This window comes from Collinsella sp. AM23-17 (assembly GCF_003470945.1).
GTDB lineage: Bacteria > Actinomycetota > Coriobacteriia > Coriobacteriales > Coriobacteriaceae > Collinsella > Collinsella aerofaciens_O.
In genome coordinates this window covers 58379-72868 of record NZ_QRHU01000013.1, presented here as the reverse complement: position 1 = coordinate 72868, position 14490 = coordinate 58379, and the positions used below count along the sequence as shown (strand labels likewise).

14 protein-coding genes are annotated in these 14490 nt (G+C 62.4%); 2 read left to right on the top strand and 12 right to left on the bottom strand.

The features are described from left to right. Positions 1-205: 205 nt before the first annotated feature. The 5 genes from DW645_RS06370 to tmk all read right to left on the bottom strand — a co-directional run bounded on the left by DW645_RS06370 (position 206) and on the right by tmk (position 5738). Positions 206-1315, bottom strand: coding sequence for a hypothetical protein (locus DW645_RS06370; protein ID WP_118226905.1), 1110 nt, complete (start codon positions 1313-1315; stop codon positions 206-208). A 10-nt stretch (positions 1316-1325) separates the two neighbouring features. Further along, positions 1326-2132 carry a ComF family protein gene (locus DW645_RS06365; RefSeq protein ID WP_233540727.1) on the bottom strand — a complete coding sequence of 269 codons (807 nt, stop codon included), beginning with the start codon at positions 2130-2132 and terminating at the stop codon, positions 1326-1328. Positions 2133-2234: 102 nt separating this feature from the next. Next, complete coding sequence (locus DW645_RS06360; protein WP_118226903.1) at positions 2235-3935, bottom strand: regulatory iron-sulfur-containing complex subunit RicT; 1701 nt, start codon at positions 3933-3935, stop codon at positions 2235-2237. Then, positions 3926-5053, bottom strand: coding sequence for an ATP-binding protein (locus DW645_RS06355; RefSeq protein ID WP_118226901.1), 1128 nt, complete (start codon positions 5051-5053; stop codon positions 3926-3928). Before DW645_RS06355 ends, DW645_RS06360 begins: the two co-directional genes overlap by 10 nt. Position 5054: 1 nt before the next feature. Continuing rightward, positions 5055-5738, bottom strand: coding sequence for a dTMP kinase (gene tmk, locus DW645_RS06350; protein WP_118226899.1), 684 nt, complete (start codon positions 5736-5738; stop codon positions 5055-5057). Between the two features lie 248 nt (positions 5739-5986). Between tmk and DW645_RS06345 the strand changes: the two genes are divergently transcribed. Beyond that, positions 5987-6970 carry a zinc-ribbon domain-containing protein gene (locus DW645_RS06345; RefSeq protein WP_118081554.1) on the top strand — a complete coding sequence of 328 codons (984 nt, stop codon included), beginning with the start codon at positions 5987-5989 and terminating at the stop codon, positions 6968-6970. A 141-nt stretch (positions 6971-7111) separates the two neighbouring features. Here the strand turns inward: DW645_RS06345 and DW645_RS06340 are convergent, their stop codons facing one another. From DW645_RS06340 to DW645_RS06310, 7 genes are all read right to left on the bottom strand, one after another. After that, positions 7112-9706: a DNA topoisomerase I gene (locus tag DW645_RS06340; protein ID WP_118226897.1), complete on the bottom strand. Its 2595-nt coding sequence runs from the start codon at positions 9704-9706 to the stop codon at positions 7112-7114. A 54-nt stretch (positions 9707-9760) separates the two neighbouring features. Continuing rightward, positions 9761-10444: a hydrogenase nickel incorporation protein HypB gene (hypB, locus tag DW645_RS06335; protein ID WP_118226895.1), complete on the bottom strand. Its 684-nt coding sequence runs from the start codon at positions 10442-10444 to the stop codon at positions 9761-9763. 54 nt (positions 10445-10498) lie between these two features. After that, positions 10499-10855 (bottom strand): hydrogenase maturation nickel metallochaperone HypA, encoded by a 357-nt coding sequence (gene hypA / locus DW645_RS06330; protein ID WP_022093859.1) that lies wholly within the window; start codon positions 10853-10855, stop codon positions 10499-10501. Positions 10856-10861: 6 nt separating this feature from the next. Further along, a complete protein-coding gene (gene tatC / locus DW645_RS06325; protein WP_055285525.1) occupies positions 10862-11653 on the bottom strand; it encodes a twin-arginine translocase subunit TatC in 792 nt (263 codons plus the stop codon). Then, positions 11653-12231, bottom strand: a complete 579-nt coding sequence (locus DW645_RS06320) for a twin-arginine translocase TatA/TatE family subunit (protein WP_158568695.1) — start codon at positions 12229-12231, stop codon at positions 11653-11655. Before DW645_RS06320 ends, tatC begins: the two co-directional genes overlap by 1 nt. A 152-nt stretch (positions 12232-12383) precedes the next feature. Further along, complete coding sequence (locus DW645_RS06315) at positions 12384-12698, bottom strand: STAS domain-containing protein (RefSeq protein WP_118226891.1); 315 nt, start codon at positions 12696-12698, stop codon at positions 12384-12386. Positions 12699-12764: 66 nt separating this feature from the next. Continuing rightward, entirely contained in the window at positions 12765-14069 is a 1305-nt protein-coding gene (locus DW645_RS06310; RefSeq protein ID WP_118226889.1) for an aminotransferase class I/II-fold pyridoxal phosphate-dependent enzyme, read from the bottom strand. 149 nt (positions 14070-14218) lie between these two features. On the opposite strand from DW645_RS06310, the gene DW645_RS06305 reads away from it, so the two are divergent. Continuing rightward, a complete protein-coding gene (locus tag DW645_RS06305; RefSeq protein WP_118226887.1) occupies positions 14219-14473 on the top strand; it encodes a hypothetical protein in 255 nt (84 codons plus the stop codon). Positions 14474-14490: the final 17 nt, after the last annotated feature.

Genomic DNA, 14490 nt, shown 5'->3' with positions numbered 1-14490 from the left:
GGCGGGGCCGAGGCCGCCTCGATCAATTTGCGAAAGAATCTTGACGGTACCGCTTAGTTATTCTACATTTGTTTATTATCTTCTTACTTTACGCCGCCTCCGAGTCCTAAATTCCTTGATTTTGCTGTTACTGATTTAGTGACAGTACTCATATTTGCCATATTTTGGCCAGGGCATATGATTAACCCCCTATTTTCGACGCGAATTAGACCGGCTTAAGCCCAAAACACGCCCGCAGCGTGTTAAGCAACGCCTCTTGCTTCTTCCTGCGGGCATCGACACGATTCCGGTACCGCTTTCGCATACGCTGGTGCATGCGCCATGCGAGTGCTTCCATCGCTTCCATGTCACAGAGCATTTCGTTGTTGACCGTCGCGACCTCGATTCCCATAGTAATCAAGCCCGTGTTGCGTTTTTCATCATGGATACGTCCCCTCCGGGAGGAATGGCCCAGCTCACCGTTGTATTCCAGGTCAAACCGGGCCGCCTCCTGATATGCATCGCAAACTGCATGCGGCATCCCCGAGATTGCCTGCGCGCGGTCATCGAACTCGATCTTGTAGTCGGTCTTAAAGGGACCGCAGGCAAATCCGCCATAGGAAAACGGAAGCGAAAACAGGGCGAGCATGATGCACTCCATGGGTGAGCGCAGGTTTTCCGAAAGATAGGGACACAGACGCTGCAGCTGTTTGGCCGCGGTCCCCTTGCATACCGCGAGATAATCTGCCAGACGATCGGGCATCAGCACCGGCTCAACCTCAAAGTAGCCCACATCTGCTGGCTGGTCCTTGTCCTTTGCAAGTTTATTCGTAACAGGCGAGGTGTAGGGAGGCAGATACTTCCCGCGGTCACTCAGCGAAATCTTAGAGCACAGCTCCTGGGCCAGGGCAAATGCCTGGATACAACCGACCTCGTGGGCGACGGCAACACAAAGGGCCTCGGGAGATAGACTGTACACCCCCGGTTCCACCTCTAGAATCGAGCCGGCGGGCAACCCAGAGCATACGGACCAGCCCACGCCAGGCATGCGGCGGCGCTGCGCCGCAGATCCCACCAGCAAGCAAAGATCTTCTTGCACCTCGCCGCTTGCGGCCCCAATCCGCACCAAGTCGGGAAGATAGATGTCCTCGGTCGAGGGCGACGACGTGCGCAGCACACGGCGCTCTTCATCGGGATCGAGGTCCTTCCAGCTTATGTAGCCCATCTGCCGGCGCTCGGCGCGCATCATGCGTAGCGCCGAGGCGCCTGTTAGGATTACGGAAGCCGCTAGCTGTTCGTCTGTCGGCTCGTTGCGCCGCTCAATCTTCACTGCCACAAAACCACCCCTACCAAACGCGTGCGATAGCGAGGCCATCGACTGCCGCAGCACCGGCGCGCTTGAGTTCCGCCGAAGCCGCGGCCATCGTCGCACCCGTGGTGATAACGTCATCGATAAGCAGCAGGCGGCGGCCGTGCACGTCCTCAACCGTCTCGTACATGCCTTGGGCACGCTCGCGGCGCTCCTCACGACCGAGTTCGCGCTGGTCGCCATGCCCGTACTTGACGAGAGCATCGAGCAGGGGAACACCCGACAGCTCGCAAAATGGGCGCGCAATAGCCTCCATATGATCGAAACCACGCCGCCGAAACGCTGCCGCCGTCGCAGGCACAAACACCACCGCATCCGCACCGGACAGCACGCCTCCTAAGCGTTCGGGCGCTACGACCTGGGCATGCAGGGCGGTGTCGTAGAGCAACTCCGCCAGATACGGAGCCAGACATCGCTCGCCCGCGTCCTTGTACGCTTTAATGATGCGCGGCAGCGGATGCGCATAGACGGCGCACGCCAGGCAGCGGTCGAGCGCCTCCGACATTGCCGAGGACGTGCCCTCGACCGAACACTCAGTGCACAGCAAATCCCCAAACGGGGCGCCGCATCGGGTACAGCTATGACGTGGGTCGACGAGCGTGAGCGCGGCCAGGCAGTCTTGGCAAATAAGCGTACCGGCGCGCTCGCAGCCGGCACATCGTGTTGGCGACAATGCCTCGAGCGCCTCGCGTGCCGCCCGCTCGGCAAACGGTAGCAATTCGGCCGCAAACGGTAGGGCGCCGGCACCCTGCAGACGGCTCAATATGTTCAGATGGCTCTTCAAGACACAACCCTCCCTACGTTCGGTCGCAGGGAGGGTTGTTGATTCAGCACTATGGTACCCCGACGCGTTTGGGGTCAGGCAGGTTAAATCCGCTCGCGGGCGTTATTCGCCGATAGGCGGTTGTGGTGCAGACGAAGACGGGGTCGAACCCTCGCCGCCATCTTGACGCGGCTTGCGGGAACGACGACGGCGACGGCGCTTCTGGCCCTGGTCGGCCGAACCCTCGCCACCACAATCTTCGCGCGACTCGCGTTCGTCGCGAGCAGCACCGCGCGCGGCCTTGGCAGCCGCCCCTCCGCAATCTCCAGGGCGACGACGTGTGACCTTGACCTCGCCATCCGAGACCTGATCGGCCACGGAGGGCACCGAGGGCTTTTGCTGCGTGCCCGAGGAATGGCGGCGACGCGGACGCGGGGCGCGCTCGTCATCGTTGCGCTGCTTACCACCCTTGTCGGCAGGCGTATCGGAACCCGAACCACCCTTGGGGGCGGCACCGGCTTCGCGAGCGGCTGCGGCGCGGAAGGCGTCCTCGCGCTCCTCGCTCGACAGATGACGGCGACGACGGCGTGTGGGATTCATGCCACCGCCGCGATTCTGCTGCTGGGGCTGTTGAACCTCGCGCTCGCGAGCGCCGTTCTTGCCGGCGGCTGCGGCCTCGCCGGCATCGGCAGAGCCCGCACGCTTGCGGCGGCGACGGCCGCCAGCGGCCTCCTCGGCCTCGGGTGCCTCGGCCTTACCACGGCCCTTTCCGCGGCCACGGCCCTCGCCCTGGCCCTGACCGGCGCGAGCATCGGAATCGGCATCGCGACGACGGCGCTTGGGCATCGACGTGCCGGCCAGACGGTCGGCACTCGACAGGCCATCGCCCACGTCGACGCCGTTCTCGCGATCGAGCTCCATGAGCGCCAGGCGCATCTCGGGCGACTCGATGCGCTCGAGCACGTCACGCGTCACGCAGTCGGGGCGGCAGTTGCAGCCCTGCTCGGCGGCCTTCTTCTTGCAGCCCTCCGAGCAGGTCATATCGGCCAGGTTGACCTTAAAGACCTTGCCGTTCTCCAGACGCAGCACCAGCTGCTCGCGCGGCGTGTCATATTCCTGAATACGCGCCTTGCCGAGCGGCGTATCGATGAGCGTCTTCTTTTTGGGCGCGCGGCTCTTAAAGTCCTTGTACGCTTCGAACTCGTAGCGCAGGCAGCACATCAGGCGGCCGCACACGCCGCTGATCTTGGAGGAATTGAGCGGTAGGTCCTGCTCTTTTGCCATGCGGATCGAGACGGGCTCAAACTGTCCGCCAAAGCGCGTGCAGCAGAGCTCCTGTCCGCACTGGGCATAGCCGCCCACCAGGCGGGTCTCGTCGCGCACGCCGATCTGGCGCATGTCGACGCGAATGTGCAGCGTCGAGGACAGGTCCTTGACGAGCTGGCGAAAATCGACGCGCTCCTCGGCCGCAAAGTAGAACACGGCCTTCTCGCCGCCAAACAGGTACTCGACGCCGACCGGCTTCATCTCGAGGTCGAGCTCTTTGACCAGACGGCGGAAATCGACCATGGCCTCGTCGCCCTGGATGGCAAGATCGTCGGCAAGCTGCAGGTCAATGTCGCTCGCCACGCGCAGTACGGGCTTGAGCGGCTGACCGATCTCGTCTTGCGGCACCTCAAAGGGATCGGCCGTGACCAGGCCGATCTCGGTTCCGCGCTCGGTGGAGCAAATAGCGTAATCTGCCTCGATGATATCCAGGTCCTGCGGGTCAAACCACAGGTCGCGCGAGGCGTAGGTAAACTTAATGGGTACGACTAACGGCATTTCAGTGCCTTCCTGATATCGAACAGCATGACCTCGATGGCCAGCTGGGGAGTAACGTTTCTGGCGATGTTGCGCTCGGCGGTCGCAACCGCCTCGAGCGCCTGGGTGGCACCCGCAACATTGGTCGCGGCGGCAAGCCGACCGATCGTGTCGCGCACGTCCTCGTTCACCACGTCGGTTGCCTCGTCCTGAAGTGTCAGCAGCACGTCGCGCATGAGCGTCCGCGCGCTCGCCAGCGCTTCCATGATACCCGAACGCTCGCGCGCGTTGAGTTCGCGCTTGTTGCGGTCCTCAAGCTGCTTCAATGCTCCACGCGACAGGTAGTCGGCATTTTGCTCGAGTACCTTTTCCTGCGTGGACTTGACCTCGGCGAGCGGCGCCTTGACGGCGACGATGAGCGACTTGGCGCGACTGAGCACGTCGGCCTCGTCGGCGGCAATGAGTGAGTCGATGGCACGGACCATCTGACGGCGGGCGTCCTGGCGCTCGGCGCTCTTAAGAAACTCGATGCCGCGTGTGGGGCTTCCCGCCACGGCGACCGCCATGCGGCAACGCACAGGGTCCTGACCGGTGGCGCGGCTCACGGCCTGCGCGGCGACGGCGGGCGACACCAGCCGAAACGGCACGCACTGGCAGCGGCTCACGATTGTGGGCAGCATCACGTCTGCCGAGGTGCCCAGCAAGATGAACATAACGCCCTCGGGCGGCTCCTCGAGTGTCTTGAGCAGTGCGTTGGCGGTGTTGGCGCGCAGTTGCTCGGCACGGTCGATGATGTAGACCTTGGCCTTGGCGCGAATGGGTGCCAGCGGCACGTCATCGAGCAGCTCGCGGGTCTGGGCAATAAGGTAGCCCGTGGCGCTCTCGGGCGTGTAATAGTGCACGTCGGGATGCGTATGCCGAGAGACGCGCACGCAGCTGTCGCATGCGCCGCAGCCGTCCTGCTCGCACAGGAAGGCTTGGGCGAGCGCCCACGCGGCATCGAGCTTGCCCGCGCCGGGGGCGCCCAAAAACAGGTAGGCGTGCGATGCACGGCCGCTGGCGACGGCATTGGTCAAAAAGTCGCGCACGCGCTCTTGGGTGTCGAGCTTGGCCAGCAGGCTTGCCTGAGCGGGGGCCATGTTACTCGGCCTCCTTGGCAAGCGCGGCGGCGACAGCATCCTGGGGGATATCGAGACCGTACGCGCGAATCTGCTCGACCGTCTTCTCGAAGACTTCCTCGACGGTCGCAGTGGCGTCGATGAGCTTTACGCGGTTTGGCTCCTCGGCAGCAATGGCGCAAAATCCCTGGTAAACACGCTCCTGGAATGTCATGCCTTTTGCCTCCATGCGATCTGCCACGCCACGGGCTGCCATGCGTAGCGCCGCCTGCTCGGGCGTGATGTGGTAGACGAGCGTGAGCGCCGGGTGTGTTCCCGCGACGGCCAGGTTATTGGCATCGCACACTATCTGACGATCGAGGCCGTCGGCAAATGCCTGGTAGCAGGTCGTGGAATCGTAGAAGCGGTCGCACAGGACCACCTTGCCGGCCGCGAGGGCGGGAGCTATGACCTCGTGCACCAACTGAGCGCGCGCCGCCTCGTAGAGCAGCAACTCGCAGGTGTCGCCCATCGCCGTATTGGCGGGGTCGAGCAGCAGAGCGCGGATCTTTTCGCTGATGGCGGTGCCGCCCGGCTCGCGCAGGCTCACAACCTGGTAGCCAGCGAGTTCGAGCGCGCGGGCAAGCAGACGCGCCTGCGTGGACTTGCCGGCACCATCGACGCCCTCGAGCGTGATAAAGCTATGTTGAGCGGGCTCAAAAGCCATGAGCGCAGCCCCTTCCTATAAGGCGCGTAAATGCAGATATATCAACCAAGCCATGATACCCCAGGGGCAGGCGCGCCCCAAATCGGGCCTAGTCATTGGGTAGTCATTGGGGACGCTCTTAAATGACTAGGCGACAGCTAGGGACGTTCCTAAAGTGCCGGCAGAAAAGGAACGTCCCTAGCTGCCGACTTTTTTGAGCGCTGGGTATAATCGTCGTATTGATTTGAAATGTGGCGAAAGGAGTGGCAATGTCTCGGTATTGCGCCTCGTGCGGCAAACTTCTTGCAGATGATGCCAAGTTCTGCACCTCATGCGGTGCACCCGTTGAGCAGACAACCGCAAGCAATGGCCAACCCGCGTTTGAGCAGACCGGCTTCCTCGATACGCCGCAAGCTAAGCCGGACGACCCCCTCGCCTATCGCCCCGACCCTGCCGCCAGCCCCGCAGCGGTCGAAACGACGCAGCGCATACCCGTCGCGGACACCCCGCCCCAACAGCAACCGGCATCTACGTACGCGCCTGATTCACCGCAGGCCCCCGCCGCCAAAAAGAGCAGCACCAAGGCGCTTATCGCCGTTATCGTTGTGCTCGTGGCAATTATCATCGCCTTGGTCATCTTTTTTGTGATCAAGCCTTTCGACAACGCCGCCACGCAAACGACTGCCGAGATTACTAAGCTGCACCATGATGTTGACGATGATGACCTCAAGCCTCTCGACGACCCCAATAGCCTTTTTGACGATGACGACGATGATGACGAGGATGGCAGCCAGGCGACCCTCTCCGAGCAAAACCTCTACCGTCGCCTGAGCGAATACTACGACCTGCTCGAAGATCTCGATAACCAGGTCCGTGCCTGCGCAGAGGCGTTCAATGGCGGTTATCTGGAAGAGGACCGTACCGCCCGTCAAAATCTCGCCGACGTCGCCGAGCGCACGGAAGACACCATCGAGCAGTACTACGATATCGTCGAGGACCTGGACGTCCCCACAAGCTCTAAGAACTACAGCTCGTGGAAGGACATCATTGCTCTGTACGACGACCTGGATCACCGCATCGATGCGATCTGCGATGCCTGGGAGATCAGCTTAAAGTACGCAAAGCCCGCGGACCATAAGAACGAGATCGTGGCGCCGCTGTCGCGCGACAACGTGGCGGGCACCAATGACAATAAGTACCGCCTAGACTTTGAGGAGCGCTATCCCGGCGCCAAACCCGTCGAAGTGAACTAACGCCTTGTCGTTTCCGAGCCGGCAGTTAGGGACGTTCCTAAACTGCCGGCAGAAAAAGGAATGTCCCTAACTGCCGGTCAAAAAACGAGCGAGGATCATGGGACCCTCGCTCGTTTTTTGGGCAATGTTTCGACTGCGCCGTTACTTGTCGGCGGCTGCTTTCTTGGCAGTCGACTTCTTCGCGGTCGTCTTCTTGGCGGCAGTGGCTTTCTTAGCCGTCGTCTTCTTCGCAGTCGAGGTCTTCTTCGCCGCGCTCGCCTTGGTCGTGGTCTTGCGGCCGCGGGCGGGCTTCTTCTCCTTGGTCGGGCAGTCCATGTTCACGCAGATGCGCCACGGGCCGCGCGCGGTGTTGACCACCACGATGGGGGCGCCGCACTCGGGGCAGGTCTCGCCCGTCGCCTCGAGCTTGCCACGCGCCGGCAGCGGATAGCTCACGCCGCAGTCGTCATAGTTGGTGCAGCGGATAAAGCGCTTGCCGCTCTTCTCGCTCTTGTGTGCGATCAGGTCGCCATGGCGTCCTGCCTCGGCGCACACCTTGCACTCGCCCACCTTAAGGTCGGGCTCGTAGTTGGTGGGGCATGTGGGGTTCACGCAAATCTCGAAAGCCTTTTGGCGGAACGGCTGGCACTTAATGCGCGGCGCACCGCATTCGGGGCACACAGCAGCCTCGCCCTCGAGCGGGCTCACCTTGACGCCGCTCGGCACCGGATAGGTCACATCGCAGTCGGGCCAGCCCATGCAGCCGATAAAGCTGCCGCGGGTCTTGGCGCTCGTCTTCATAACCAAGTCCTTGCCGCACTTGGGGCAGGCGCCCACGCGCGCATCGGCCGTGACGGCGTCGCTGATAGCATCGCCCAGTTCCTGCGTATGCTTGAGCAGCTCGTCGAGCACACCGGCCAGCAGCGCGCGCGAGTGCGTCACGACATGCTCTTCGGTGTCCTCGCCGCGCTCCACGCGGGTCATGTCGCCGTCGAGCTCGCTGGTCATATCGGGGCTCGTGATGCGCGGGGCAAACTGCGACAGTGCATCGATGATGGCGATGCCCAGCTGGCTCGGCTCCACGGGATCGTTTTTGAGATAGCGCACGGCGTACAGGCGCTCGATGATGCTCGCGCGCGTGGACTTGGTGCCCAGGCCGCGCTTTTCCATCTCCTGCACGAGCTTGCCCTGGCTGTAGCGTGCGGGCGGCTCGGTCTGCTTGGCCTCGAGCTTAATGTCGAACACGTCGACCGCATCGCCCTGCTCCAGCGGCGGCATCTGCTCGTCGCGCTTGAGTCCATACGGATACGCCTCGCGGAAACCCGGGGTCACGAGCACATCGCCCGAAGCCACGAACGGCTCACCATTGACGTCGAGCTCGAGCTTGGTGTTCTCGATGGTCGCGGGACCCATGAGCGTTGCCAGGAAGCGACGGGCGATGAGGTCGTAGAGCTTGCGCTGGCCACCGTCGAGCGCGGACGGATCGCCCTCGCCCGTGGGATAGATAGGCGGGTGGTCGGTGGTTTCGACTTTGCCGCGCGTGGGCTTCATGGGGCCGGCGAGCACCTTTTTGCACACGGGCGCCAGCGCCGGGTTGATCTTTGCAAGGTCGCTCACCACGGCGCCCAGATCGAGCGTCGCAGGGTACACGGTATTGTCGACACGCGGGTAGCTGATGAGACCGGCCATGTAGAGGGACTCGGCGATGCGCATGGTACGCGCAGGTGAGATGCCCTCGGCTGCGGCGGCAGCCTGCAGCGAGGTGGTCGCAAACGGCGTGGGCGGCTGCTGCTTGCGCGAACGCTTGGTCACCGCGGCGACGGTTGCCGTCGCAACGCCGTCAACGTGGCCGTACGCCGCCTCAGCAGCATCCTTGTCGGTAAAGCGCGCCGTCTTGTGCGCAATCTTAAAGCGGTCGTCCTCGGCAGCACCCTGTGCGGCGCCCATGCCGCGGATCTGCCAATAGTCCTCGGGCACAAACGCCATGCGCTCGCGCTCGCGCTCGACCACCAGGGCAAGCGTCGGCGTCTGCACACGGCCGGCAGAGCGCACGTTACCAAAGCCGCCAAACTTGGCGAGCGTCAGGTAGCGCGTGAGCACCGCACCCCAAATGAGGTCGATGTGCTGGCGGCTCTCGCCGGCGTCGGCCAGATTCTGGTCGAGCGAGACGAGATTATCGAAGGCCTGCGTGATCTCGGCCTTGGTAAACGAAGAATACTGGGCGCGGGCGACCGGCAGGTCGGGCGCAACCTCGCGCACCTTGTTGAGGGCGTCCGAACCGATCAGCTCGCCCTCGCGATCGAAGTCCGTGGCGATGATGACACTGTCGGACTTCTTGGCGAGGTTCTTGAGCGAACGAATGAGTTCCTTCTCGGCCGGTAGCTTAATGACGGGCGCCCAGGTGAGGTAAGGCAGGCTCTCGAGTTTCCAGCCCTTGATTGAGATGCCATCGGCAAGAAACGGCTTGCGCTTGGTGTCGTAGGGCGGACGCGCCAGGCCATCGGGTATGTCGGCCGGCAGCATCTCGCCGTCCTCGGTGACCGAATACCAGCCCAGCTTTTTATCGAACAGCACGCTGTCGCAAAAATCGGGCGCTAGGATGTGACCGGCAAGGCCGATGGTCACGCACTCCTCGCCCTTCCACTCAAAACGGTAGATGGCGGTGTTGTACACCTTGTCCTTTTTGGGCTTGCCCGTGGACAGACGCTCGGCAATCTGACGCGCGGCGTCGTTTTTCTCGGCGATGATGAGCTTCAAAAGAGGCTCCTATCTCGTATCTCTGCGGCTACGCCCGCCCGTATGGCGGCCGACTTACGCCCTTGCTTGCTCAATCTGCCCGATGAGCCAATCGCACCAGGCATCCATGCCCTCGCCCTTGCGCGCGCTCACGGCAAACCGCGGCGCCTGCGGATTGAGGTCATCGAGTGTCTTAGTATACCTATCCATGTCAAAATCGAAAGCCGGAGCCACGTCGACCTTGTTGAGCAGCTGCGCGCCAGCGTGCTGGAAGATGCCCGGGTACTTGATGGGCTTGTCGTCGCCCTCGGGCACCGAGAGGATCATGATGGACAGGTTCTCACCCAGGTCAAAGTCGACTGGGCAGACCAGGTTACCCACGTTTTCGATAAAGATGACATCGATGTTATCGAGCCCAACGGCCTGGTCGAACGCGTCAACGGCCTCCATGATCATGTTGCCCTCGAGGTGGCACAGGCCGCCCGTGTTGATCTGGATGGCAGGCATGCCGGCTTCCTTCATGGTGATGGCGTCGACGTCCGAGGCGATGTCACCCTCGATGACGGCGCAGCGCAAGCCGGCCTTGTCGCGCAGGCGCTCGTTGGTGCCCAGGATCGTAGTGGTCTTGCCCGAACCGGGACTCGACAAGACGTTGATCACATAAGTGTTTGTCTCATTAAATCGTTGACGCAGTTGATCTGCCAGGCGCTCATTGCGCGACAGAATCGGCGACGCGATATCAATCGTTTTCTCGACCATACTTAGCGCTCCTTACTTCTACCATTTATACCCCGTCCCCAGGTTGCTGGCGGGCTAATCGTCGGGGGTCTCGATCTCGATACTTGCGATGTCGAGTTCGCGGCCGTGCAGCAGACGCACGTTGGCGCCGCCACACTGGGGACAGCGACAATGGAAACGGTCGTGATCAAAGACCTCGCCGCAGTCCAGGCACTCGCTTTGTGGATGGACTTCCTCCACGGCAAGCTCGCAGCCGCGCGTGAGCGGGTCCTCGTCGCGAAACGTCTCCCAGGCAAAGTCGAGCGCCTCGCGCACGACCTCGGTCATATCCCCGATACGCAGCGTTACCAAAACGGCGCGCGAGGCCCCCGCCCCACGCGCCGCGCGAATCACTGTATCGAGTATGCCGTTGACAATGCCAACCTCGTGCATACCGATTTACTCCTCGTCGTCCTCATCGTCCGAGAACAGGTCCAGACGACTCACAAACAGGCCCTCCTTGCCCTCGCGCGCGGTAATGACCACGCGAGCGATGGCGAGCGAAATCTCGTAGAGCGAGAGCAGGGCGCCATACATGAGCCCCAGCGTAACGGGCGAGCCGTCGGGCGTAATCACAGCAGAACCCACGAGCAGGCCCACGTACACGTAGCGCCAGGCGCTGCGGAAGGCCGCGTAGGACACGATGTGGAAAACAGACAGGTAGAAGATGATGAGCGGCAACTCAAACGCCACACCAAAGCCGATCATAAAGAGCAGCTCCATGTTGACGTAGTTCTCCAGGTCGGGCAGCGCCGTAGCGACGGCCGAGGTCTCGCCGATGAGCCACTCAAAGCCTGCAGGGATGATGATGAAGTAGCAAAAGATAGCGCCCAGGAAGAACAACACCGTCGAGGCGAGCACCGTGGGCACGACCCACTTGCGCTCGTTGGGGCGAAGCGCCGGCAGGAAAAACGCCAGGATCTGCCAGATAATCATGGGCGTGCACATGACAACGGCCATCTTGATGGCCAGCGAAAAGCGCAGGCCAAAGCCGCCGAGCGTGGTGGTGATGTAGAACTTACCGTCCGGCACAAAGGAGCGGATGGGGTCTTCCAGGATGTCGAGCACTACAGGCGTGGCGAAATACAGCACGATAGCGGCGGCAAACACCGACACGACCACGATGGTCAGGCGGCGACGGAGCTCTCCCAGGTGATCGAAGAGCGGCATGCGCGCGGGTCCGATAGGCATTACTCATCGCCTCCCTTCGGAGCGTCAGCGGCAGCGGCGTCGTCCTCGGCCTCGAGCTCGCGGGCGAGCTGGTCGACGACAGCCTTGCGCTTGCGGGGACGACGGGCATAGAGGTCAGCCGTCGTGGGCTCTGCCGGCTCAGGCTCGGGCTCTGGCTCTACAGCAGGCTCAGGCTCGGCGGCGGCAGCAGCAGGCTCGGCCTTGGCGGGCTCGGCCTCATCAGCAGCGCCTTCGCCCTCGGTGGCACCCTCGCTCGCAGCCTTCTCGGCGGCAAGGCGGGCACGGCGCTCGGCAAAGGTTTCCTTCTTTGCGGGCGCAGCCGTCTCGACGGCATCCCCGTCCGCATCGGAATCGTCATCGACGGCAGCCTTCTTCGGCTTGACCGGAGCCGAAGCAGCCTCGCTTACCGGATCGATGATCTCGGACTGAACAACGGCCGTCATCTTTTCCTGCGTCTCGCGGAACTGACGGATGGCACGGCCGATCGTGCGGCCCATCTGTGGGAGCTTATCCGGGCCAAACAGCAAAAAGCCGAAGACCACGATGATTGCCAGCTCACCCTCTCCAATACCAAACACACATACCTCCAAGGCTCGATGTGAGTCGAGCCCGCACCGCGCCATTCGGCCGGAACTCGTCTATTCATTCGGTCAAGTATAGCGCCCGGACGCCAAAACGTCCGAGCGCATCACAAACATATGCCAAACGGCACGCCCTTTTGGGACAAAGATTATGCAGCGGTGATCGAAATCTCCTGGTCGACACCCAACAGCTGAACCACGCGCATCACCTGGGGCTGCACATTGGTGCAGCTAAAGCGCTTGCCGTGGTCGACCGCGTGGTGTGCGGCGCCCACGAGCACGCCAATGCCCGTCGAATCGATGTAGCTCACCTGGGCAAAATCGAGCTCAACGGCCTCGCTGGGCTGCTCGAGCGCCAGGTCGATGGCATTGCGCAGGCTATCGGCGTTAGAGATATCGATCTCGCCGGTTACCTTAATGGTGTAGAGCTCTGGCGTGGGGTTGGTGGAAATTCCCAAATCCATGTATACGCTCCTTTACGTATCGAAAGTGCGGATAGTACTGGGCGCGGACTTGCGGGGCCCTAGGCGTTAGGCGCGCTCGGCACGAGCGAGCTCGGCAGCGACGAGCTTGACGGCCAGCACCAGTACGTCGAGTGCTGCCTCCAGGTCCTCGACCGTGGGATAGCTCGGCGCGATGCGGATGTTGGTGTCGCGCGGGTCCTTGCCATAAGGCCAAGTGGCACCAGCCGGCGTGAGCTTGACGCCCAGGTCGGCACAAAGCGCGGCGACCTTCTGGGCAGAGCTCTCGGGACCATCGAAGCTTACAAAGTAGCCGCCGCGAGGATGCGTCCAAGTGGCGCAACCCGTATCGCCCAGACCCTCGGTGAGCTTGCGCTCAACGGCCTCAAAGCGCGGGCGCAAGAACTCGGCATGCTTTTTCATATGCTCCTTGACCACCTCGATGGTGGGAAGGAAACGCACGTGACGCAGCTGGTTGAGCTTATCGGCGCTGATAAGGCCGGCCTTCAGGCGCTTGGAGAACTCCGCGATAACCGCGGGGCTCGCACCGATAAAGCCGATGCCGGCGCCCGGGAAGGTGATCTTGGACGTCGAGGCAAAGGCCACCACGCGGTCCTCGGTGCCCGCCGCGCGAGCGAGGTCGAAGATATTGGCGAGCTCGTCGGTCTCGTCGTACAGGTCGTGCACGCAGTAGGCGTTATCCCAGAAGATGCGGAAATCGGGCGCGGCCGTGGGCATCTCGACCAGGCGACGCACGGTGTCCTCGCTAAAGGTGATGCCCGTAGGGTTGGAATACTTGGGCACGCACCAGATACCCTTGATGGAATCGTCGGCGGCAACGAGGCGCTCGATCTCGTCCATGTCGGGGCCATTATCGGTCATCGCGACGGGAATGTTCTCGATGCCCAGGTCGGCGGTGATGCCAAAGTGACGGTCGTAGCCGGGAACAGGACACAGGAACTTGACTTTCTTGCCGTCGTGCGCGGCCTCGTAAGCCTCCCAGGGCTCGCTGCCGCACGAGCCGCAGCGCCAGAACATGCCGGCGATATCGTGCTCGATCAGCAGGCTCGACGAACCCAGTACGAGCGTCTGCTCGGCAGGGCAGCCCAGAAACTCCCCAGCCAACTTGCGTGCCGAAGGAATACCCTCGAAGCAGCCGTAGTTGGAGCAGTCGACGTTGCCGTCGTGCAGATCGGCGTCGGCATTGAGGATATCGAGCATGGGGCGCGAGATGTCCACCTGGGAGGGCGACGGCTTGCCGCGGGCCATGTCGAGCGCCAGGCCCTTGGCCTTGACCTCGGCGACCTCGGCTTTGAGTGCCTCGATGGCGGCATCGAGTTCGGTGGTTTCCATCTTCTGGTAGATCGTCTGCATGGGTGCGACCTTTCGCAAAGCGGGACGTTGCAGTTCGTCTAAGTATAGACCGCCACCGCCGCAACGGTATGAAGCCGTGATAGATTAAGTCCATTGCAATGAATTACGAATCGCCGCGCATGCCGGCGTGGGGCGCCCGAGGAGGCACTATGGAGTACGGATCGTTTCAGGCCGAGGAATTCGGCGGCCTGCAGCGCCTGGTCGACGGACTGTTTTACGACCGCCGCGCCATCGACCGCTTGGACCTCATCGTACAGGCCGAAATCTTGGATCTGGCGCCCGATCTCATGGAAATCGTCAACCTGCTACCGCCCGGCTACTACGACCGCCAATCGCTTTGTGACCAGCTCAACTCCGCCTTGGCCGCCCACGGCTGGGGCGCCGTCTACGGCACGGTGGAATAAGCCTAGTCATTTAAGAA

Coding starts and splice junctions, on each gene's coding strand:
- hypB (WP_118226895.1), bottom strand. CDS start 10,444: ATGGTCGAGAAAACGATTGATATCGCGTCGCCGATTCTGTCGCGCAAT.
- DW645_RS06315 (WP_118226891.1), bottom strand. CDS start 12,698: ATGGATTTGGGAATTTCCACCAACCCCACGCCAGAGCTCTACACCATT.
- tmk (WP_118226899.1), bottom strand. CDS start 5,738: ATGGCTTTTGAGCCCGCTCAACATAGCTTTATCACGCTCGAGGGCGTC.
- DW645_RS06305 (WP_118226887.1), top strand. CDS start 14,219: ATGGAGTACGGATCGTTTCAGGCCGAGGAATTCGGCGGCCTGCAGCGC.
- tatC (WP_055285525.1), bottom strand. CDS start 11,653: ATGCCTATCGGACCCGCGCGCATGCCGCTCTTCGATCACCTGGGAGAG.
- hypA (WP_022093859.1), bottom strand. CDS start 10,855: ATGCACGAGGTTGGCATTGTCAACGGCATACTCGATACAGTGATTCGC.
- DW645_RS06310 (WP_118226889.1), bottom strand. CDS start 14,069: ATGCAGACGATCTACCAGAAGATGGAAACCACCGAACTCGATGCCGCC.
- DW645_RS06355 (WP_118226901.1), bottom strand. CDS start 5,053: ATGGCCCCCGCTCAGGCAAGCCTGCTGGCCAAGCTCGACACCCAAGAG.
- DW645_RS06345 (WP_118081554.1), top strand. CDS start 5,987: ATGTCTCGGTATTGCGCCTCGTGCGGCAAACTTCTTGCAGATGATGCC.
- DW645_RS06360 (WP_118226903.1), bottom strand. CDS start 3,935: ATGCCGTTAGTCGTACCCATTAAGTTTACCTACGCCTCGCGCGACCTG.